Genomic DNA, 20592 nt, shown 5'->3' on the forward strand with positions numbered 1-20592 from the left:
ATGGATGATCTTCTCGTGGCCGGGTTGGAGCGCAAGTTCTGCCAGCTTGATGCTGCACTGACCGTGACGGATGGCTCGGTGATCGAAGGCTATGCCTCGGTCTTCGGTCTGGCGGATCAGGGGGGCGATGTTGTCCAGCCGGGCGCCTATGCCGCCTCGCTGAGCGCTTTGGCGCAGGCGTCGCGGCGGGTGAAGATGCTGTGGCAGCACGATCCGGGGCAGCCGATCGGGGTCTGGGACGAGGTGCGCGAGGATAGCAAGGGGCTGTTCGTGCGTGGCCGGATCCTGACCGATGTCGCCAGGGGCCGCGAGGCGGCGGCGCTGATCGAGGCCGGGGCCATCGACGGGCTGTCGATCGGGTATCGCACAAGGCGGGCCGAGAAGGACAGCAGGGGCCGGCGGCTTTTGCATGATCTGGAGCTTTGGGAAGTGTCGCTGGTGACCTTTCCGATGCTTCCCGAAGCGCGGGTGGGCGCCAAGGGGGAGAGCCCCGAAGCCTGTCTGATGCGTGCCATGGCGGAAGCTTTCGAGCAGGCCCGCCTTGACCTGGCGGACGACTAGGCCCGCCGGTTTTCACGACCTCTCAGGAAGGACCCAAGCGATGAACGATGCCGAGACCAAGGCTCGGGCCGGGAAAGACGTGCCTGACGTCCAGACCGCCATGACGGGGTTTCTGAACGATTTCAGGAACTTTCAGGCAGACATGAAATCCAAGATTCTCAACCAGGAAGAGCGACTGAACATGCTGGATCGCAAGACCACCTTCGCCGGGCGCCCGGCGCTTGCCACCGCGGCCGAGCCCATGGGCGCGCCGCACCAGAAGGCTTTCGAGGCCTATCTGCGGTCGGGCGACGTCGATGCGCTGCGCAGCGTCGAGCTGGAAGCCAAGGCCCTGAGCACCGCGGATGGCGACGGCTATCTGGTCGGGCCGGATACCGCCGAGACGATCCGGGGCATCCTGCAGAGCGGGGCATCGTTGCGCGCGGTCTCGAACGTGGTGGCGATCGAAGGCTCGTCGTTCGAGGTCTTCATCGACGAGAACGACCTTGGGTCGACCTGGGCCAACGAGGCCAGCACCATCGTCGACACCGAGTCTCCGGTGATCCATCGCATCCAGATCCCTCTGCACGAGCTTTCGGCGATGCCGAAGGTCAGCCAGCGGCTGCTCGACGACAGCGCCTTTGACATCGACACCTGGCTTGCGACCCGCATTGCCGACAAGTTCGCCCGCGCCGAGGCGGCGGCGTTCATCAATGGGGATGGCGTCGACAAGCCGAAGGGCTTTCTGGATTATCCGCTGGTCGCCAACGATGCCTGGGCCTGGGGCAGCGTGGGGTATATTCCCACCGGGTCGAACGGCGGTTTCAGCACTGCCGATCCGCTGATCGACCTGGTCTATGCGCTGGGGTCGCAATATCGCAGCCGCGCCAGCTTCGTGATGAACTCGAAGACCACGGGTGTGGTGCGCAAGTTGCGGGACGGCGACGGCCGGTTCCTGTGGGTTGACGGCATGGCATCGGGCGAGCCGGCGCGCCTGTTGGGGTACCGTGTGCTGATCTCGGAAGACATGCCCGACATGTCGAGCTTGGGCGGCGCCATTGCATTCGGCGATTTCTCGGCCGGCTATACCATTGCCGAACGGCCCGACCTGCGGGTGCTGCGCGATCCGTTCTCGGCCAAGCCGCACGTGCTGTTCTATGCGACCAAGCGGGTTGGCGGCGACGTCAGCGACTTTGCCGCGATCAAGGTCCTGAAGTTCTCGGCCGCCTGAGGCCGGTCGAGATCGGCGGCTGGCGCCCTGGTGCCGGTCGCAGTCAGGTATGCGCCCGAAGCCTGCTTCAACCGCGTCGTCCAGCTGCTCCCCCTCCGTCCGAGCGACGCGGGGCGCGTGCCTGTCACTTGCTTCAGGGGCAGTTCAATCCGGAGAAACATGAGCATGATGTTGGTCGAGCAGACCTCAGCGCCTGCGGCGGCTCTGCCGGTTGCGGATTTCAGGAACCACCTGCGCCTTGGCACAGGGTTTGCCGACGAGGGAGCCGAAGACAGCCTGTTGGAGACCTTCCTGCGGGCGGCCATCGCTGCGGTCGAATCCTGGACCGGCAAGGTCCTGTTGCAGCGCGACTTTTCGCTGACGGTGGCGGGGTGGCGCGACAGCCGGGCGCAAAGCCTGCAGTTGGCGCCGGTGTCGGCGATCCGCGCAGTCAGGATCGTCGATTGCCTGGACTGGGAGAGCGTTGTCGATCCGGCCAAGTACCGGTTGCAGCAGGATACCCATCGCCCGGCGCTGATCGCGCGCGGGCTGCTTTTGCCGACGATCCCGCCTCAGGGGTCCGCGGTGATCGATTTCACCGCCGGGTTCGGCGCGGCCTGGGCGGATGTGCCGGCGGATCTGGCGCAGGCGGTGATGCTGCTTGCGGCCTATTACTATGAATATCGTCACGAAATGCGTGTCGGGGGATCGGTCATGCCCTATGGCGTCGCCTCGCTGGTCGACCGCTGGCGCAATCTGCGGGTCGGCGGCGGGAGGGGGCGATGAGCGGCTCTGACCCGGTGCTGAACCGCAAGCTGGTTCTGGAGACGCCAGTGCCGGTGTCTGACGGGGCCGGGGGTGCGCGCCAGAACTGGTCGTCCCTGGGCGTTGTCTGGGCCGAGGTTCGGGCGAGTTCTGGAAGGGAAGCGGAGGAGGGCGCGGTGGCGGTTTCCTCGGGCGCCTACCAGATCACGGTACGCGCGGCACCGCCAGGCCGATTGAACCGGCCGCGGCCGGACCAGCGATTTCGCGAGAACGAGCGGGTGTTCCGAATCCTGGCTGTTGTCGAGACCGGCACCGATGGCCGGTTTCTGACCTGTTTCGCCCGTGAAGAGGAGATCGCCCCATGAGCTATGGCGCCGCGGCCGCATTGCAGGCGGCCGTCTATTCGCGGCTGATGGCGGACCCGGGTCTGACGGGGCTTGTCAACGGCGCGATCTTCGATGTGCCGCCGGCCGGTGCCGTGCCCGAAACCTATGTCAGCATCGGACCCGAGGAGGTCTATGAAGCTGACGACGGCACGGGTGTGGGCGCGCGACACCGTTTCACGGTCAGCGTGGTGACGGCCGAGGCGGGGTTTCACGAGGCAAAGCTCGTCGCCGCGGCGGTGTCGGATGCGCTGCACGGCGCGAGGCCTGCGCTGTCGCGCGGCCGTGTCGTCTGGATCACGTTCCAAAGGGCGGTCGCACGGCGGTTTGGCGCCGGCAACCGCCGCCGGATCGACCTGAGGTTCGAGGCCCGGGTCGATCTGGACTGAGACATATCGCGGGCCGCGTCCCGCAAACCTGAACATGGAGAACGGATATGGGTGCACAGGCGGGCAAGGATCTGCTGATCAAGATCGACATGACGGGCGGCGGAAATTTCACGACCGTGGCCGGACTTCGCGCGACCAGGGTCAGCTTCAACGCCGAGACAATCGACGTCACGAGCCTTGAGAGCGCGGGCGGGTGGCGCGAGCTGCTGGCAGGGTCGGGGATGCGATCGGCGACGATCAGCGGCTCGGGCGTGTTCAAGGATGCCGCGACCGACGAACGCGCGAGGGCGATCTTCTTTGCCTCGGAGACGCCGGACTTTCAGGTCGTGATCCCGGATTTCGGCATCGTGGAGGGACCGTTCCAGGTGACCTCGATCGAATATGCCGGAAGCCACAATGGCGAGGCGACGTACGAATTGGCCATGGCGTCGGCGGGCGTGCTGGCTTTCACTGCGATCTGAGCCATGGCCAATCCTTGGACGGGCGAGGTGACGCTGGAACTCGACGGGCGGCCGATGGTCTGCAAGTTGACGCTGGGCGCGCTGGCGGAACTGGAGGCCGGGCTCGATGAGGGATCGTTGATCGACCTGGTCGAGCGGTTCGAGGCCGGCCGGTTTTCGGCCCGTGACGTGCTGGCCTTGATCGTGGCGGGGCTGCGCGGCGGCGGTTGGGTTGGAACCGCGGCCGAGCTGCGTGCCGCCGAGATCGCGGGCGGGCCGCTTGAGGCGGCACGAGTGGCGGCCGAGATGCTGGCGCGCGCCTTTTCGCTGCCGGAGGCGTCTGCGCGATGAGGCTCGACTGGGCGGGGTTGATGCGACTGGGGCTGACCGGGCTCGGCCTTCGACCGGTCGAATTCTGGCGGCTGACGCCCGTCGAACTGATGGTGATGCTCGGCCTCGATGCGGCCGGCCCACCGATGACCCGCGCGCGGCTGGACGAGCTGGCGCGCTCTTTCCCGGACCGGACAGAGGGGTGATTCATGGACATCGAAACCGACGATCTGGAGAATTTCGACCGCCAGGTCGAAGCGCTGAATGCCAGCCTGAGCGGTGCAGGGAACATGGCGAGCGCCTTCGACGCAGAATTGAAAAAGATGCAGGAAGGGCTGACGCGGACCGGATCGAGTGTCGGATCGCTGTCGTCGAGCATTGGCAGCGGGTTGCGGCGCGCCTTTGACGGGCTTGTTTTTGACGGGATGAAGGCCTCGGATGCGCTGAAGCTTGTGGGCCAGTCGATCGTCAATGCCACATATTCGGCGGCTTTGAAGCCGATCACCAACCAGCTTGGCGACATGGTCGGCGGCGGGATCTCGAACCTGCTGGGCTTTGCCAATGGCGGCTCGTTTGCCCAGGGGCGGATCATGCCCTTTGCCAAGGGCGGCGTGGTGACCGGGCCGAGCCTTTTTCCGATGCGCAACGGCACCGGGCTGATGGGCGAGGCGGGCGCCGAGGCGATCATGCCCCTGACCCGCGGAGCGGACGGACGGCTTGGCGTCAGGTCCCAGGGCGGCGGGCAGCAGCCGGTCAACGTCGTCTTCAACGTCTCGACACCTGACGTGGCCGGGTTCCAGCGCAGCCGGTCGCAGATTGCCGCGCAGTTCGGCCGGGCGCTGGGCCGCGGGCAGCGGAACCGCTGAGAGCAACAGGGAGGGTGAACATGTCATTTCACGAGGTCCGGTTTCCGGCGGCGCTGAGCTTTGGTTCGAGCGGCGGGCCATCGCGGCGCACCGATATCGTGGCGCTGGCCAACGGCTTTGAGGAGCGCAACACGACCTGGGCGCATTCGCGGCGGAAATACGATGCCGGCGTGGGGGCAAGGTCGCTTGATGACATCCATACGCTGATCGCGTTCTTCGAGGCGCGGATGGGGCAGCTTTATGGTTTCCGGTGGAAGGATTGGGCTGACTTCAAATCCTGCAAGCCGTCCGAAACCGTCGGGCCGCTTGATCAGACCATCGGTGTCGGGGACGGCACGGCGACCGAGTTTCAGTTGACCAAGAGCTACGTCTCGGGGGGCGCTGCCTATGTGCGACCGATCCGGAAGCCGGTGGCGGAAACTGTGCGGGTGGCGCTTGACGCGACCGAGGTTGCGGAAGGATCCGGGTGGGAGCTTGACCCGGCAACAGGGCTTGTCCGTTTCAGTGTTGCACCAGCGGATGGGGTGATCGTGACGGCGGGGTTCGAATTCGACGTTCCGGTCAGGTTCGATACCGACACGATCCAGACCTCGGCCGTGAGCTTTCAGGCGGGCGAGGTGCCCGACGTGCCGGTGATCGAGGTGCGCTCATGACACTCGAGTCCGATCTGGCCGAACAGGCGCTGCATGCACACCTTGCTACAGGGGCGACCACGGTCTGCAGGTGTTGGCGGCTGGCGCGGCGCGATGGCGTGACCCTCGGTTTCACAGACCATGACGAGGATCTGGTGATCGAGGGCCTGAACTATCGCGCGAACACCGGGTTTTCGGCCCGGGCTTTCGAGCAGACCACGGGGCTTGCCGTCAACAACGGCGAGGCGCTGGGCGCATTGAGCGACGTCGCACTGGCTGACGCGGATATCACCGCCGGGCGGTATGATGGAGCGGAGGTCCGGGTCTGGCTGGTGAACTGGCGCGATCCGGCGATGCGATATGTCGAGTTTGCCGGAACGATTGGCGAGGTTGTGCGGCGCGGCGACACGTTCGACGCGGAATTGCGCGGCCTGACCGAGCCCCTCAACCAGCCTCAGGGGCGGGTCTTTCAGAGCCAGTGCTCGGCGTTGCTTGGCGACCGGCGGTGCGGCGTGGTCATGGCAGCCCCTGGCATGTCGGTCGAGGCGGTGATCGATACCTGCGAGGGGGAACGGGTTCTGGGGTTCAGCGGGCTTGGCAGTTTCCAGGCGGGTTGGTTCACCCGGGGGCGCGTCGAATTATTGAGCGGGGCGGGGCGGGGGCTGGTCGGGCTGGTAAAGGCAGACCGGAGTCTGGGGGCGTCGCGCCAGGTCGAACTGTGGCAAAGCCTTCGTGCGGGTGTGGCCGTGGGCGATACCGTCCGCCTTGAGGCCGGTTGCGACAAGCGTGCCGCGACCTGCAAAGCGAAGTTCGCCAACTTCCGAAATTTCCGCGGCTTCCCGCACATTCCGACCGAGGATTGGCTGGCAGCCTATCCCAAACAAAGCGGCATGAACGACGGCGGCAGCACGAACGGTGCGGGTGGCACGGTGTGGGAGGTTTGACGGCCATGCGGGACGACATCGTGGAGATCGCGCGGGGCTGGATCGGAACGCCCTATTGCCACCACGCCTCGCGCCGAGGGGCGGGATCCGATTGTCTCGGGCTGATCCGTGGGGTCTGGCGCGAGTTGTTCGCACGGGAACCGGAGGCCGTGCCGCACTACACATCGGACTGGGCCGAGGCGTCGGGTGAGGAAAGGCTGTGGAGTGCTGCTGGGCGTCATCTGGTTCTGCGCGACCCCGGAAAACTCCCGGATCCCGGATCCGTCGTCCTGTTTCGCATGCGTTCGGGGGCCGTTGCCAAGCATCTGGGGATCGCGGCGTCGCGGGATGGCGCGGCAAGCTTCATCCACGCCTATGTCGGTCACGGTGTCGTGGAAAGCGCGCTTTCGCAGCCGTGGCAGCAGCGGATCGCCGCCTGTTTCGACTTTCCCCAAGGAGGGAACTGATGGCCACACTCGTTCTTTCGGCGGTCGGCGCGGCCGCCGGCAATGCGCTGGGCGGTTCGGTCCTGGGCCTGTCGACCGCCGTGATCGGCCGTGCGCTGGGCGCGACGCTCGGCCGGGTGATCGACCAGAGGCTGCTGGGCGGCGGCAGTCAGGTCGTCGAGACCGGCCGCATCGACCGCTTTCGCATCACCGGCGCCGGCGAGGGCGGCCGGGTCGACAACATTTATGGCCGGATGCGGACCGGCGGGCAGGTGATCTGGGCTACCAACTTTCGCGAGCATGTGGATACCGAGGAAGCTGGTGGCAAGGGTGGCGGGATGCTGGGCGGCGGTGGCGGTGCGACGACGCGCAGCTACAGCTATTCGATCAGTCTGGCGATTGCGCTTTGCGAAGGCGAGATTCTGACGGTCGGGCGGATCTGGGCGGATGGCGAGGAGATCGGCCGCGACGAATTGGACATGCGGGTCTACAAGGGCGCCGAAGACCAGCTGCCCGATCCCAAGATCGAGGCCGTCGAGGGCGCCGGGAACGCGCCGGCCTATCGCGGGCTTGCCTATGTCGTCCTGGAGGATGTCGAGCTTGGCCGGTTCGGCAACCGGGTGCCGCAATTCTCGTTCGAGGTCATAAGGCCGACCAGCGCAGAGTTCGTTCCCGATCATGCGCGCAGCCTGTCGCAGATCATCCGCGGGGTCGCGCTGGTCCCCGGTACGGGCGAGTACGCGCTGGCCACCACGCCAGTCCATTATTCCACGGGCCTCGGGTGGAACCGGTCGGCCAACGTCAACTCCTCCAGCGGCAAGACCGATTTCCGCACCTCGCTGGAACAGTTGAGCAACGAGTTGCCGGTCTGCCAGACCGTGTCGCTGATTGTGTCCTGGTTTGGCGACGACCTGCGCTGCGATCGCTGCCAGATCAAACCCAAGGTCGAGCAGAACGGGGTCGACGGGGCGAGCATGCCGTGGCGCGCCGGCGGCGCTGTTCGTGACGATGCTGGGGAAATCGCCAAGGTCGACGGTCGCCCTGTCTATGGCGGCACGCCGACGGACCAGTCGGTCGTGGAAGCGATCCGCGCATTGCGAAACGCGGGCAAGGCGGTGACGTTCTATCCGTTCCTGTTGATGGAGCAGGCGCAGGGCAATTCCCTTGTCGATCCCTGGTCGGGAGCTGTTGGCCAGCCGCCCTTTCCCTGGCGGGGCAGGATTACCACATCGCTGGCGCCGGGCGTCGCGGGATCTGCTGATGGCACGCTTGCTGCCCGCGCGGAAGTGCGCGCATTCTTCGGCGATGCCATGGTCGATGACTTCCCGGTTGCCGGGGACGAGGTCGGCTATTCCGGGCCGGCCGAGTGGTCGTTCCGAAAGTTCATCCTGCATTATGCGCATTTGTGCGCGGTGGCCGGAGGTGTCGACGCCTTCTGCATCGGATCGGAGATGCGCAGCCTGACCCAGATCCGGGCCGAGGCGAACAGCTTTCCGGCCGTGGAGGAGCTTCGCCAGCTCGCGGCAGAGGTGCGCGCGGTTCTCGGTCCCGAAGCAAAGATCGGCTATGCCGCCGATTGGAGCGAGTATTTCGGCTATCACCCCGAAGATGGCAGCGGTGACGTGTTCTTTCACCTCGATCCCCTTTGGGCAGACCCCGCGATCGATTTTGTGGGGATCGACAATTACATGCCGCTGTCGGATTGGCGTGACGGGGGCGATCATGCCGACGCGTCCTATGGGTCGATCTATGACGTGGCCTATCTGAAGTCGAACGTTGCCGGCGGCGAGGGGTTCGATTGGTACTATGCCGACGAGGCCGGCCGCGACGCCCAGGATCGATTGCCGATCACCGATGGCGCCCATGGCGAACCCTGGATCTATCGTTACAAGGACTTGCGAAGCTGGTGGTCGAACGCTCATCACGACCGCGTCGACGGTGTGCGAGGCGCTGCACCAACGGCGTGGATCCCCGAGAGCAAGCCGATCTGGTTCACCGAGATGGGCTGCGCGGCCGTCGACAAGGGCACCAACCAGCCCAACAAGTTCATCGACCCGAAGTCGTCGGAATCGAGCCTGCCCTATTACTCGGATGGAACGCGGGACGACTTTGTTCAGGCTCAGTACCTGCGGGCGATGTATTCGTTCTGGGGCGATCCCGTGAACAACCCCGCTTCCGGCATCTATGGCGGTGCGATGGTTGATCTGTCGCGTTCGCTGGTCTGGGCTTGGGATACGCGGCCCTTTCCGCATTTCCCGCTTAATTCAGAGCTCTGGAGCGACGGCGAGAACTATTTCAAGGGTCATTGGCTGAATGGGCGCACCTCGTCGGAATCGCTGGCTGCGGTGGTCGCCGAAACCTGCGGGCGCGCGGGTCTTCCGGAGGTCGATGTGAGACGGCTGTATGGCAGCGTCCGCGGCTATACTCTGGCAGAGGCGAGCCATGCGCGGGCGGCAATCCAGCCATTGATGCTGGCACATGGGTTCGATGCCTCGGAGCGCAACGGCGTCTTGCATTTCCGCAGCCGAACCGGGCTGACGGATTTCACCATCAATGCGGATGCGCTTGCCGTCACCGAAGAGGTTGGGCCGGATGTGGAAACGCAGCGCGTGCCCGAGGTCGAAATCGCCGGGCGGGTGCGGCTCAATTGTCTGCGCGCCGGCCGCGATTTCGAGGTGATGTCGGTCGAGGCGGCGTTTCCCGACGAGACCAACCCTGCGGTCTCGTCAAGTGAGCTGGCAATGTGCCTGACGACCGAGGAGGCCCGCGCGATTGCCGAGCGTTGGCTGACCGAGTCGCGGGTGGCACGCGATTCCGTTCGCCTGGCGCTGCCTGGCTCGCTGCGCAAAGTCCGGGCGGGCGATGTGATCGAAACCACGTCGCCGAATCGTGAAGGGCGATACCGGATCGACCGGGTCGAAAGCGGTGATGTCCAGATTGTCGAGGCCGTACGCGTCGAAGAGGCAGTCTTTCGGCTGGGAGAGGCGGTCCCAGACGAGATCCGGGCCAAACCCGTGCAATCGCCGGTGCCTGTCTATTCGGTGTTTCTCGATCTTCCGCTGCTGACCGGCAAGGAAGATCCGATTGCGCCTCATGTTGCGATCACGGCCAATCCCTGGCCGGGATCGGTGGCGATCTATTCGTCATCCGAAAACGACGGCTATCGATTGAACAGCCTGATCGGCAAGCGTGCGGTCATCGGCCTGACCGAAACGGTGCTGGAACCGATATCGCCTGGGATCTTCGATCGTGGGGCACCGCTTAGGGTGCGCTTCAGTTCCGGCGCCACCAGCCCCTGTTCGGAAGAGCGGATGCTCAACGGGGCGAATGCAGCTGCGATCGGAGATCCCGCGACCGGGATTTGGGAAGTGTTCCAGTTCGCGGAAGCGACACCGCTAGGTGGCTCGACCTTCGAACTTGGTCACAGGCTGCGCGGACAGCTCGGGACCGACGCGGAAACGCCGATGGCCTGGCCGGTTGGCAGCCACGTTGTCCTGCTTGACGGAGCGCCGGAACAGATCGATCTGGCGGCATCGGCACGGGGATTGGAGCGGCACTATCTGTTCGGCCCGCAGAACCGGCCCTTTGACGATGCCTCGTATCTGCATGAAATCCATGCCTTTGCCGGCGTGGGCCTTCGCCCCTATGCTCCCGTCCATTTGCGGGTCCGCGACGTCGGCGGGGACCTGCAGTTCACCTGGATCCGGCGGACGCGGATCGATGGCGACAGCTGGGAATCGCTCGACGTGGCTTTGGGCGAAAGCGTCGAGCAATACCTTGTGCAGGTGCTCGTCGCCGGCGTGGTCGTGCGCGAGGAATTCGTCGGATCGCCGGTATGGACCTATGACGCAGCGCGGCGGTCGGCTGACGGAGCGGCGGGTGCGTTTTCTGTCCGCGTGGCACAGGTTTCCGACCGCTTTGGGCCGGGACAATTCAGAAGGATCGACATCCATGAGTAACACAGCCTCCTTGGGGTTACCCCTGATCCAACCCAGTCAGGCTCAGAAACACGTCACGGTGAACGAGGCGCTGGTACGTCTGGACGGGTTGGCCCATCTGGTATTGCGGTCGCGCAGTCTGCCCGCGCCGCCGGTGACGTTTGCCGATGGCGATTGCTATGCTGTCCCGAGCGCAGCGTCCGGTGTTTGGTTCGGCCACGGCGGAGACGTGGCGATTGCGAGCGGCGGCGGATGGATCTTTGTCCCGCCGCGGGATGGCTGGCGCGGCTGGATTGAGGATGAATCCTGCGAGGCGGTGTTCTTCGGCGGCGCTTGGCAGGAGGGGGTTCTGGCCCTGTCCCCGAATCTTGCAGTGTCACGGTTTGTCGTCGTCGAGGCCGAGCATGCCGTGGTCGCCGGTGGCGCCCAGTCGGTCGCTCTCGACATTCCGGCCAATGCGATGCTGTTTGCCTGCTCGGCGCGGGTAGTCGAGGATCTGACGGGCACGGCCAGCGCCTGGAGCCTTGGGCTTGGTGGCGAGGCGACGAAGTTCGGAACCGGGATGGGCACCGGGGCGGGGTCGTATTGCACCGGGATCCTGTCGCAGCCGACGACCTATTATTCCGCTGTTCAGCCGCTTCTGTCACCCGTCGGGGGCGCGTTCGTGGCGGGACGGCTTCGTGTCGCCGCTCACTACTATTCGATCCGGCTGCCCGATTGACCCGGTGAAAGGTGCCGGTCCCGCGGCCCGGTTACCTTTTGTCGACGATCATCACTGGAGAGTGACGTTCTGTCGACGAGGCGACGGAAACAGTCAGGGTTTCGGTCCCGGACGGCTTCAGGTAAGAATGGTCAAAACCGAACTCCATTCCGGACCCGATCGGGAGCGACGCATGATGCTTGGTACGATGGACCAAATTGCCACTCTGGACCCTGTGTGGGGCCGGATCACGCAGGAAGCCCGTGTGGCCGTGGCCGATGAGCCGCTGCTGGGCGGGTTGATCCATTCGAGCGTGCTGCACCATCCGACGCTGGAGCGGGCGCTGGCCTATCGGATTTCGATGAAGCTTGCGTCAAGCGAGATGTCCGAACAGATCCTGCGGGAGATCGCTGACGAGGCCTATGCCGCGGATCCCGATCTCGGCGCCGCGGCGCGAGCCGATCTGGTGGCGACATTCGACCGCGATCCGGCCTGCCACCGGTTGCTGCAGCCAATCCTGTTCTTCAAGGGTTTTCAGGCACTGCAAGCCTATCGCGTCGGCAACTGGTTGTGGCGTCAGGACCGTCGCGATTTCTCCTATTTCATTCAGATGCGGGTTTCCGAAGTCTTTGGCGTCGATATCCATCCGGCGGCCGTGCTTGGCCGCGGGATCATGATCGACCACGCGCATTCGATCGTCATTGGCGAAACCGCAGTGGTCGGCGACAATGTCTCGATGCTGCATTCGGTCACGCTTGGCGGGACTGGCAAGGAGGATGGCGACCGTCATCCGAAGGTCCACAACGGCGTCATGATCGGCGCCGGGGCAAAGATCCTCGGGAATATCTCGGTCGGGTCGTGCAGTCGTATCGCAGCGGGATCGGTCGTGCTGGAGGATGTTCCGCCGAAAGTGACCGTTGCCGGCGTGCCGGCACGGATCATCGGCAAGGCGGGATGCTCTCAACCCTCGATCTCGATGGATCAGATGCTGTCCGGACGCAGTTCGTCTGCGGGGGAATAGGGGCTTTGATGCGGCGTGATGGCCAAGGCGTCACCGCCGTATCTTGCCGTGGATTGACCCGATCTTCCGCAGGCGTCATCAACGCTGCATGACGTTCGCAAATCAAATCGTTCGCGTCCCGATCCCGTTTGACCCGGAGGCGGGAACGGATATGGCCGCCGGTCTGCCGCCATTTGCGCCTGAGATCCGCGAGCTTTTGCTGGGGGCAGGAGGCTGCAGCTCTTACCTTCGGGGGCTTATCCAGAAGGAGGCCGAGTGGCTTTCGGAAGCGCTCGAGCGGGATCCTGGCGAGATTCTTCCGGAACTGACCGCCCCCGCGGCGTTGGCGCCGCAGGAGGATGTGAAGCGCGGACTGAGGCGGGCCAAGGGCCGGCTCGCGCTTTATACCGCCCTTGCGGATCTTGCGGGCGTCTGGTCGCTGCGGGAGGTCACCGAGGCGCTCACCGTCTTTGCGGACTATTCTGTTGATCGGGCGCTGAAGACTTCAATTGCCATTGAGATCGAAAAGAAGAAGCTGCCCGGCCTGTCCGCGGACGCAGTCGCGACTGGCGGCGGCATGTTTGTGCTGGCAATGGGCAAGATGGGCGCCCTCGAGCTGAACTATTCCTCCGATATCGACCTGATCTGCCTGTTCGACGAGACCCGTTTTGCGGACAAGGACTATCTGGACGCGCGCGCGACGTTTATTCGAGCAACGCGGCGGGCGATGGCGATTCTGAGCGACAAGACCGAGGATGGCTATGTCTGGCGCACCGATCTGAGGCTTCGTCCAGATCCTTCAGTCACGCCGGTCTGTCTGTCCATGGATGCCGCTGAGCGATACTATGAATCGGTCGGACGCGCCTGGGAACGGGCTGCCTTTATCAAGGCACGCCCCTGTGCCGGGGACATCGACGCCGGCGAACGGTTCCTTGAGCATATCCGGCCATTTGTCTGGCGGCGCCATCTGGACTTTGCCGCGATCCAGGATGCCTACGACATGCGGCTGAAAATCCGCGCACACCGGGGACAATACGAGACCGGCAGTCTGACCGGCCGAAACGTGAAGCTTGGCCCCGGCGGCATTCGCGAGATCGAGTTCTTCACCCAGACCCAGCAGATCATCGCGGGCGGCCGGGACCCTGACCTTCGGGTCCGCGGAACCGTTCAGGCGCTGTCCTGCCTGTCCGAGGCAGGCTGGATTCCAGCGCATGTCGCCGCGGAGCTATCCGATCACTACAGCGTCTTGCGAGAAATCGAGCACAGGCTGCAGATGGTTTCGGACGCACAGACCCAGATACTGCCGACGAATGACGAAGGCTTTGACCGTATCGCCCGGATGTGCGGCGAGGCGGACACTGCCCGGTTCAAGGCGCGTCTGCAGGAGCGGCTGACGGCTGTGCGGGACAGGACCGAGGAGTTTTTTGCCCCCGGATTGAAGGGGGCAGAAGAGAGCCCCGCAGTTGCAGACCCCGAGATCGTTGAACGCTGGCGTGGCTATCCGGCACTGCGGTCGAGCCGCGCGCAGGCAATTTTCGAGCGGCTGAAGCCCGATCTGCTGGCCCGCTTGAACGCGGCCCCTCGTCCGGAAGAGGCGCTTTCGGCCTTTGACGGGTTCCTGTCCGGATTGCCGGCGGGAGTGCAGCTGTTTTCGATGTTCGAGGCCAATCCCAATCTGCGCGCTTTGATCGTTGATATTGCCGCGACTGCACCGGCGTTGGCACGGTATCTTTCCCGGAACTCCCAGGTTCTGGATGCCGTGATCGGTGGGTCATTCTTTGATGAATGGCCCGGCCCGGCGGCATTGTCTGCGGAGCTCTCGCAGCGACTTTCCGAAAGCTCCGACTACGAACGACAGCTCGACGCCGCGCGCCATTGGCACAAGGAATGGCACTTCCGGATCGGCGTGCATCTGTTGCGCGGCGTTATCGACGTTCCCGAGGCGGGGCGGCAATACGCCGATCTGGCCGAGGCCGTTCTAAAGGCCCTGCTTCCGGTGGTCGCGGCCAACTTTGCACGCGCGCACGGCCCCTTGCCCGGCCGCGGCGGTGTCGCGCTCGGGATGGGGTCTCTCGGTGCGGGCTGGATCAATTCCCAATCCGATCTCGACCTCATCATGATCTATGATGCCGCGGGTATCGAGGCTTCGGAGGGGCCGCGTCCTCTGTCCGTTGCAACCTACTATGCCCGGCTGACCAAGGCGATTGTGACCGCCCTGAGCGCTCCGACGGCCGAGGGCAAGCTTTATGAGGTCGACATGCGGCTTCGCCCCTCGGGCAAGCAGGGGCCGGTTGCTACTGCGCTTTCGGCCTTCGAGAGTTACCAGCGAACAGATGCCTGGACCTGGGAGCATCTGGCGCTGACCCGCGCGAGGCCTGTTGCCGGTTCGGCCGCGGTCGTGGGGGACGTCGAACGGATCCGGTCCGAGGTTCTTTGCCTGCCGCGAGATCCGGCAAGGATCCTGGCCGACGTACGCGACATGCGGGCCCGTCTGGCCGAAGCGAAGGCGCAAGCCGGGCCGTTCGACGTGAAATCGGGGCCGGGTGGCCTGCAGGACATCGAACTGGCGGCGCAGACCGCGGCACTTCTACAGGGATCACAGGCGCGCACCACGGCGCGACAACTGCTTGCGGCGGCTGCGGGGGGCTGGCTCACCACGGACGAGGCTGATCAGCTGACCGCAAGCTATCGGCTGGCGCGCTCGGTTCAGAGCATCGGCAAGCTGATCGTCGATGGTCCGTTCGAGCCAGACAGTCTGGGACTGGGCGGCTGGGAGGTGATGGCACGCGAGACCGGGGCGCCGGATGTCGAGGCTCTGATCGAAATGATTGCCGGGCGTCGGCAGACCGCGGCCGAGATCGTTGATCACATGCTTGCCCGTACCGGACCCCAAAAGGTAGACGGCTGACGACGCAAGCCCGGGTTCAGAACCGGTAACTGTCGGGTCTGTCGTATCGACGGACCTGACGGGGTTGTGGCCCGCCGATCCCCTTTCGATCTGTACCCCGGATGCAGAAGGCGACCCGCCAGTCTGTGCAGGACGCCGCCGGCCGGAGTAGAGGCGCCGCGATCAACAGCGCCGCTTCCCCGAAACGGCTATCCCCGGTCGGCCATCAGAGGGCGAGCTTGGTCGCTTCCCGGGCCAGGGCTTCGATTGCGTCCCAGTCCTCGGCATCGACCAGATCCTTTGGTGCGACCCAGCTTCCGCCCACGCAGATCGTGTTGCTGAGCGCCAGGTATTCCCTTGCGTTCTTGGGGCTGACACCACCCGTCGGGCAGAAGGTGACCTGGGGCAGGGGCGCACCGATCGCCTTCAGGGCGGGCACCCCGCCATTGATCTCGGCCGGGAAAAACTTCTGTAGTGTATAGCCGCGCTCGAGCAGGGCCATAACTTCAGTCACTGTCGCCGCTGCAGGCAAAAGCGGCAGGTCGGCCTCCTCGCAGGCCGACATCAGGCGGTCGGTGGCGCCGGGCGAGACGCCGAACATCGCGCCGGCGTCCTTGGCCGCGGCGACGTCAGCGGGGGTAAGCAGGGTGCCTGCGCCGACGACCCCGCCCGGCACTTTGGCCATCTCGCGGATCACCTCGAGCGCTGCGGGAGTGCGCAGTGTGACCTCGAGCGCGGGAAGCCCGCCGGCCACCAGCGCCTCGGCTATCGGCCGCGCCTTTGCCGGATCCTCGACCACGAGGACCGGAACCACAGGCGCCAGACGGCAGATTTCGGCGGCACGTTTGCTTGCTTCTTCGGGTGTCATCAGTTCATTCCTCCGCAGCGCGGGTTGGCGGGTAGATCCGCGGGTGTTGTTGCAGCCATCGCGTGCGGTGACAACGGGTCAGAGCACCGCGCAGGCCCCGGTGGTCGACGGCCCCGCGTTGCGGCGGAAATTGGCAAAAAGCTCGCGCCCCATCCCGAATTCGTTGCCCGACAGGTCGATCACGACCGGTGCGCGTTCGGCGAAGCCGTCCTCCAGAACGTCGAGCGTCCCGGCCAGCGAGTCGACCCGAACAAGGTCACCGTCTCGCAGGCGCGCAATTGGTCCTCCGGCGGCGGCCTCGGGACTGACATGGATCGCTGCAGGCACCTTGCCGCTGGCCCCCGACATCCGTCCATCTGTTACCAGCGCAACCCTCAGCCCGCGGTCCTGCAGGACGGACAGCACCGGGGTCAGGCCGTGCAGTTCGGGCATGCCATTGGCGCATGGGCCCTGAAAGCGGACGACGACGACCGTGTCCTCGGTGAACTCGCCGGCCTGGAATGCAGTCTTGACCGAGGCCTGGTCGTGGAACACCCGAGCTTTCGCCTCGATCACCTGGCGGTCGGGGGCGACGGCCGAGACCTTGATTACCCCGCGACCCAGTGAACCATCGAGCTGCTTCAGCCCGCCGCTCGCCTGGAACGGATTGGAGGCGGGGCGCAGGATCCTGTCGTTCAGGCTTTCTTCCGGGCCATCTTCCCAGACCAGCGCGCCGTCGCGCAGCTTGGGCTCGCGGGTATAGCGCGCCAGCCCCTCGCCAGCCACGGTCCGTGTGTCGGGGTGCAGCAGACCTGCGCCCAGCAATTCGCCGATCATATAGCCGAGTCCGCCGGCAGCGTGGAAATGGTTCACGTCGGCAAGGCCGTTGGGATAGACCCGCGCCATCAGCGGTGTCGCGTCCGAAATCTCGGAAAAATCCTCCAGCGTCAGATGGATCCCCGCCGCACGCGCCATTGCCGGCAGGTGCAGCACCAGATTGGTCGATCCGCCGGTTGCCATCAGCCCGACCATGCCGTTGACGAAGGCACGTTCGTCCAGCACCTCGCCCACGGGCGTATATTCGTTGCCGAGGGCCGTGATCGCGGCCGCACGCTCCACCCCGGCAATGGTCAGGGCATCCCTGAGCGGCGTGTTCGGGTTCACGAAACTTGCGCCCGGCAGGTGCAGCCCCATGAATTCCATCAGCATCTGGTTGGTATTGGCGGTGCCGTAGAAGGTGCAGGTGCCCGGACCGTGGTACGAGGCCATCTCGGCCTCCATCAGCTTGTCACGGCCGACCTCGCCGGTGGCAAAAAGCTGGCGCACCTTCGACTTCTCGTCATTGGGCAGGCCCGACGTCATCGGCCCGGCCGGCAGAAACACCGTCGGCAGGTGCGAAAAGCTTGCCGCCGCCATGATCAGTCCCGGCACGATCTTGTCGCAGACGCCGAGGAACAGCGCCGCATCGAAGGTGTTGTGGCATAGCGCGACACCTGCCGCCATGGCGATCACGTCGCGAGAGAACAGGCTCATTTCCATGCCGGTCTGGCCTTGGGTGACACCGTCGCACATCGCGGGAACCCCGCCGGCCACCTGGGCTGTCGCGCCTGCCTTGCGCGCGGCCTCGCGGATCAGCTCGGGATACCTCTCGAAGGGCTGGTGGGCCGACAGCATGTCGTTATAGGCGGTGACGATGCCGATGTTCGGCGCCCGTCCCTCGGCAAGAAGGTCCTTCTCGGCCCCCATCGCCGCATAGGCATGGGCCTGGTTGCCGCAGCTCAGATGCGCCCGCGCCGGCCCCGTTTCGGCTGCGCGCCGCATCCGCTCGAGGTAGTCCTTCCGGCTGTCCTGACTGCGTTGCACGATACGTTCGGTCACTCGGGCGATCGTGGGGTTGAGGTCCATCGAACTCTCTCCTTCGCTGCTGCGAACGGTATAGCTGGTTAGCGCTAACGCCGCAATTCCCGGCCGCGATGTCGCCGGGTGTTTCCCGGGGATATTGACGCCTGCCATGTGGTTTCTGCAAGGCGGGCTTTCACTGATAGCGCTATCTAGGTCAAGTATGTTGAACTATATCGGTTGGCAGGGAGGGACCGCTAGTTCATTTGAAAAGGCAGGACCCATGACAGTTCAATCGCTCGACCACTTCAGCGACACAAATACCAAATTCAGCGACTTCTCCGAGATCGAACGCGAGGCGGCACGGCTTCGGGCCGAATTCATCCGTGAGCAGGCTGTCGCATTTTCCAGCTGGCTGCGCGGTGTGTTCCGCGGTCGTCCGCTTCGTCACCCGGCCTGACCCACCGCGGCGGCGGTCACAGGACCGCAGGACCACCCCTGAGATCGGTTCCCATGACCCGTTTGCCGATAAGGCCCCGGCAGTTCCACACGCCGGGGCTTTATCCTTTTCCGGGGACCGGATAGGTCGGGCATATGTCTGACGCTCCCTTGCCCGATTCACGCCCCGACACGTCCCGCGCCACGGTTCGCCTGCGCCCCAATGCCGATGCCCGCGCGATCCGCCACGGCTTCCCTTGGGTCTATGCCGACGAACTGGTGATCGACCGGCGCACCCGCGGCCTTGCCCCGGGCGCTATCGCCCTGCTCGAGGATGCCGCACGCACGCCCCTTGGTCTCGTGGCCGTCAACCCGTCGTCCAGAATCATCGCCCGAATGCTCGACCGCGATCCCGAGGTCAGCATCGACCAGCGGTGGTTCAAGGCGCGCCTGATCCGGGCGCTTTCGCTGCGCGAACGGCTTTTCGACACCCCGTTCTATCGTCTCGTCCATGCCGAGGCCGACGCGCTGCCAGGTGTGGTGATCGACCGTTTCGGCGACGCCGCGGTGATCCAGCCGAACGCTGCCTGGGCCGATCGGCTGCTCGGCCCGCTCTGTGACGCGCTGACCGAGGTCACCGGGATCCGGACACTGGTGATGAACGGAACCGGGCGGTCCCGGACGCTGGAGGGCCTGCCCGAGGAAACCCGGATCCTGAGCGGCGCGCTCGACGTTCCGGTGCCGGTGCCGATGAACGGAGCAATCTACATGGCCGACCTGATCGGCGGCCAGAAGACCGGACTGTTCTTCGATCAGCGCGACAACCATGCCTTTGCCCAGCGTCTGGCCCGCGGCGGCCGCGTTCTCGACGTCTTCTCCCATGTCGGGGGGTTCGGCCTTGCGGCACTGGCCGGCGGGGCGGAAAGCGCGCTCTGCATCGACGGATCGGCCCCGGCCCTCGAGCTGGCCGAGGCCGGTGCCCGGGCCATGGGCGCGTCCGAACGCCTTTCCATCCGCCGCGGCGACGCCTTCGATGCGATGGAAGCGCTCGCCGCCGAATCCGCGACCTTCGATCTCGTGGTCTGCGACCCGCCCGCTTTCGCCCCCTCGAAACAGGCGCTCGACGCGGGACTGCGCGCCTATGAGCGCGTTGCGCGCCTTGCCGCGCCGCTCGTTGCCCCGGGCGGCTATCTGGTGCTCTGCTCGTGCTCCCACGCCGCCGATCTCTCGCGTTTCCGCAATGCCTCGGCCCGTGGCATCGGGCGCGGCGGGCGTCGTGGCCAGCTTTTGCACACAGGGTTTGCCAGCCCCGACCATCCGATGCTGCCGCAACTGGCCGAAAGCGGCTATCTCAAGGCGCTGGCGTTCCGGCTCGCTCCGTGACTATCCCAGTGACGATCCCCGGGCCGTTTCGCGGCAAGCGGATCGTGATCGACGCCTGCGTGCTCTATCCGACCGTCCTGCGCGAGATGGTGCTTGGCGTGGCCGGGCAGGGGCTTTTCGTGCCGCTCTGGTCCGATCGCCTGCTCGAGGAGTGGGCCCGCGCCGTTGCCCGCCTTGGTCCGGTCCAAGAGGCGCAGGTTCGCGGCGAGATCGCGCTCCTGCGCGCCGCCTGGCCGCACGCCAGCGTCACCCCCCGCCAGGGCGATCTTGCGCGCCTCTATCTGCCCGACGAAAATGACGTCCACGTCCTCGCCGCCGCCATCGCGGGCTCTGCCGATCTGATCCTCACGCTGAACGCCCGCGACTTCCCGCGCCATACCCTGGCCGAGGAAGGGCTCGCGCGCATCGACCCCGACGGCCTGCTGACCCGGCTCTGGCTGTCCGATCCCGCAGCCGTCGCCACCGTGGCCGAAACCGTCCTGGCCGAGGCCGAACGGCTCGACAACGCCCCCCACGATCTTCGCAAACTGCTGAAAAAGGCCGGCCTGCCCCGCCTCGCCAAGGCCATCACGGCTTGAAGCCGCGGCCCGGCTTCTTCTGTTCCCAAATATCCCCGCCGGAGGCACGATCCGCCAA

At 65.5% G+C, this 20592-nt stretch carries 21 protein-coding genes; 19 read left to right on the top strand and 2 right to left on the bottom strand.

Going from position 1 to position 20592, the window contains the following annotated elements; translation table 11 throughout:
* The 16 genes from DQG17_RS15175 to DQG17_RS15250 all read left to right on the top strand — a co-directional run bounded on the left by DQG17_RS15175 (window position 1) and on the right by DQG17_RS15250 (window position 15470).
* Window positions 1-561 carry an HK97 family phage prohead protease gene (locus tag DQG17_RS15175; RefSeq protein WP_116133706.1) on the top strand — a complete coding sequence of 187 codons (561 nt, stop codon included), beginning with the start codon at window positions 1-3 and terminating at the stop codon, window positions 559-561.
* Between the two features lie 40 nt (window positions 562-601).
* Window positions 602-1771 carry a phage major capsid protein gene (locus tag DQG17_RS15180; protein WP_116133707.1) on the top strand — a complete coding sequence of 390 codons (1170 nt, stop codon included), beginning with the start codon at window positions 602-604 and terminating at the stop codon, window positions 1769-1771.
* A gap of 159 nt (window positions 1772-1930) precedes the next feature.
* Window positions 1931-2536 (top strand): hypothetical protein, encoded by a 606-nt coding sequence (locus DQG17_RS15185; protein ID WP_369908049.1) that lies wholly within the window; start codon window positions 1931-1933, stop codon window positions 2534-2536.
* Window positions 2533-2880 (top strand): head-tail adaptor protein, encoded by a 348-nt coding sequence (locus tag DQG17_RS15190; RefSeq protein ID WP_116133708.1) that lies wholly within the window; start codon window positions 2533-2535, stop codon window positions 2878-2880. Before DQG17_RS15185 ends, DQG17_RS15190 begins: the two co-directional genes overlap by 4 nt.
* On the top strand, window positions 2877-3287 hold the full coding sequence (locus DQG17_RS15195) for a DUF3168 domain-containing protein (protein WP_116133709.1): 411 nt from the start codon (window positions 2877-2879) through the stop codon (window positions 3285-3287). Before DQG17_RS15190 ends, DQG17_RS15195 begins: the two co-directional genes overlap by 4 nt.
* Window positions 3288-3334: 47 nt before the next feature.
* Window positions 3335-3748: a phage major tail protein, TP901-1 family gene (locus DQG17_RS15200; protein WP_116133710.1), complete on the top strand. Its 414-nt coding sequence runs from the start codon at window positions 3335-3337 to the stop codon at window positions 3746-3748.
* Between the two features lie 3 nt (window positions 3749-3751).
* A complete protein-coding gene (locus DQG17_RS15205; RefSeq protein WP_116133711.1) occupies window positions 3752-4078 on the top strand; it encodes a gene transfer agent family protein in 327 nt (108 codons plus the stop codon).
* Window positions 4075-4263 (top strand): rcc01693 family protein, encoded by a 189-nt coding sequence (locus DQG17_RS15210; protein WP_116133712.1) that lies wholly within the window; start codon window positions 4075-4077, stop codon window positions 4261-4263. The genes DQG17_RS15205 and DQG17_RS15210 overlap by 4 nt, the downstream gene beginning before the upstream one ends.
* Before the next feature lie 3 nt (window positions 4264-4266).
* Window positions 4267-4923: a phage tail tape measure protein gene (locus tag DQG17_RS15215; RefSeq protein WP_116133713.1), complete on the top strand. Its 657-nt coding sequence runs from the start codon at window positions 4267-4269 to the stop codon at window positions 4921-4923.
* Between the two features lie 20 nt (window positions 4924-4943).
* Complete coding sequence (locus DQG17_RS15220; RefSeq protein ID WP_116133714.1) at window positions 4944-5576, top strand: DUF2460 domain-containing protein; 633 nt, start codon at window positions 4944-4946, stop codon at window positions 5574-5576.
* Window positions 5573-6499, top strand: coding sequence for a DUF2163 domain-containing protein (locus DQG17_RS15225; RefSeq protein ID WP_116133715.1), 927 nt, complete (start codon window positions 5573-5575; stop codon window positions 6497-6499). Before DQG17_RS15220 ends, DQG17_RS15225 begins: the two co-directional genes overlap by 4 nt.
* Window positions 6500-6504: 5 nt before the next feature.
* Window positions 6505-6945, top strand: coding sequence for a peptidase (locus DQG17_RS15230; protein WP_116133716.1), 441 nt, complete (start codon window positions 6505-6507; stop codon window positions 6943-6945).
* On the top strand, window positions 6945-10883 hold the full coding sequence (locus DQG17_RS15235; RefSeq protein ID WP_116133717.1) for a glycoside hydrolase/phage tail family protein: 3939 nt from the start codon (window positions 6945-6947) through the stop codon (window positions 10881-10883). The genes DQG17_RS15230 and DQG17_RS15235 overlap by 1 nt, the downstream gene beginning before the upstream one ends.
* Window positions 10876-11583, top strand: a complete 708-nt coding sequence (locus DQG17_RS15240) for a DUF2793 domain-containing protein (RefSeq protein ID WP_157973630.1) — start codon at window positions 10876-10878, stop codon at window positions 11581-11583. Before DQG17_RS15235 ends, DQG17_RS15240 begins: the two co-directional genes overlap by 8 nt.
* 175 nt (window positions 11584-11758) lie before the next feature.
* Window positions 11759-12583 carry a serine O-acetyltransferase gene (cysE, locus tag DQG17_RS15245; protein WP_116133923.1) on the top strand — a complete coding sequence of 275 codons (825 nt, stop codon included), beginning with the start codon at window positions 11759-11761 and terminating at the stop codon, window positions 12581-12583.
* An 88-nt stretch (window positions 12584-12671) separates the two neighbouring features.
* A complete protein-coding gene (locus DQG17_RS15250) occupies window positions 12672-15470 on the top strand; it encodes a glutamine-synthetase adenylyltransferase (RefSeq protein ID WP_116133719.1) in 2799 nt (932 codons plus the stop codon).
* Between the two features lie 205 nt (window positions 15471-15675).
* Here the strand turns inward: DQG17_RS15250 and eda are convergent, their stop codons facing one another.
* Window positions 15676-16317: a bifunctional 4-hydroxy-2-oxoglutarate aldolase/2-dehydro-3-deoxy-phosphogluconate aldolase gene (gene eda, locus DQG17_RS15255; protein WP_116133720.1), complete on the bottom strand. Its 642-nt coding sequence runs from the start codon at window positions 16315-16317 to the stop codon at window positions 15676-15678.
* 78 nt (window positions 16318-16395) lie between these two features.
* Window positions 16396-18201: a phosphogluconate dehydratase gene (gene edd / locus DQG17_RS15260; RefSeq protein WP_116133721.1), complete on the bottom strand. Its 1806-nt coding sequence runs from the start codon at window positions 18199-18201 to the stop codon at window positions 16396-16398.
* Window positions 18202-18418: 217 nt separating this feature from the next.
* Here edd and DQG17_RS21710 point away from each other — a divergent pair, with 217 nt between their 5' ends.
* The 3 genes from DQG17_RS21710 to DQG17_RS15270 all read left to right on the top strand — a co-directional run bounded on the left by DQG17_RS21710 (window position 18419) and on the right by DQG17_RS15270 (window position 20534).
* Entirely contained in the window at window positions 18419-18595 is a 177-nt protein-coding gene (locus tag DQG17_RS21710; protein WP_157973631.1) for an RSP_7527 family protein, read from the top strand.
* 134 nt (window positions 18596-18729) lie between these two features.
* Window positions 18730-19956, top strand: a complete 1227-nt coding sequence (locus DQG17_RS15265; protein WP_116133722.1) for an RSP_2647 family RNA methyltransferase — start codon at window positions 18730-18732, stop codon at window positions 19954-19956.
* Complete coding sequence (locus DQG17_RS15270) at window positions 19953-20534, top strand: RSP_2648 family PIN domain-containing protein (RefSeq protein ID WP_255415662.1); 582 nt, start codon at window positions 19953-19955, stop codon at window positions 20532-20534. Before DQG17_RS15265 ends, DQG17_RS15270 begins: the two co-directional genes overlap by 4 nt.
* Window positions 20535-20592 lie beyond the last annotated feature (58 nt).

Source organism: Tropicimonas sp. IMCC34043 (genome assembly GCF_003390845.1).
GTDB lineage: Bacteria > Pseudomonadota > Alphaproteobacteria > Rhodobacterales > Rhodobacteraceae > Tropicimonas.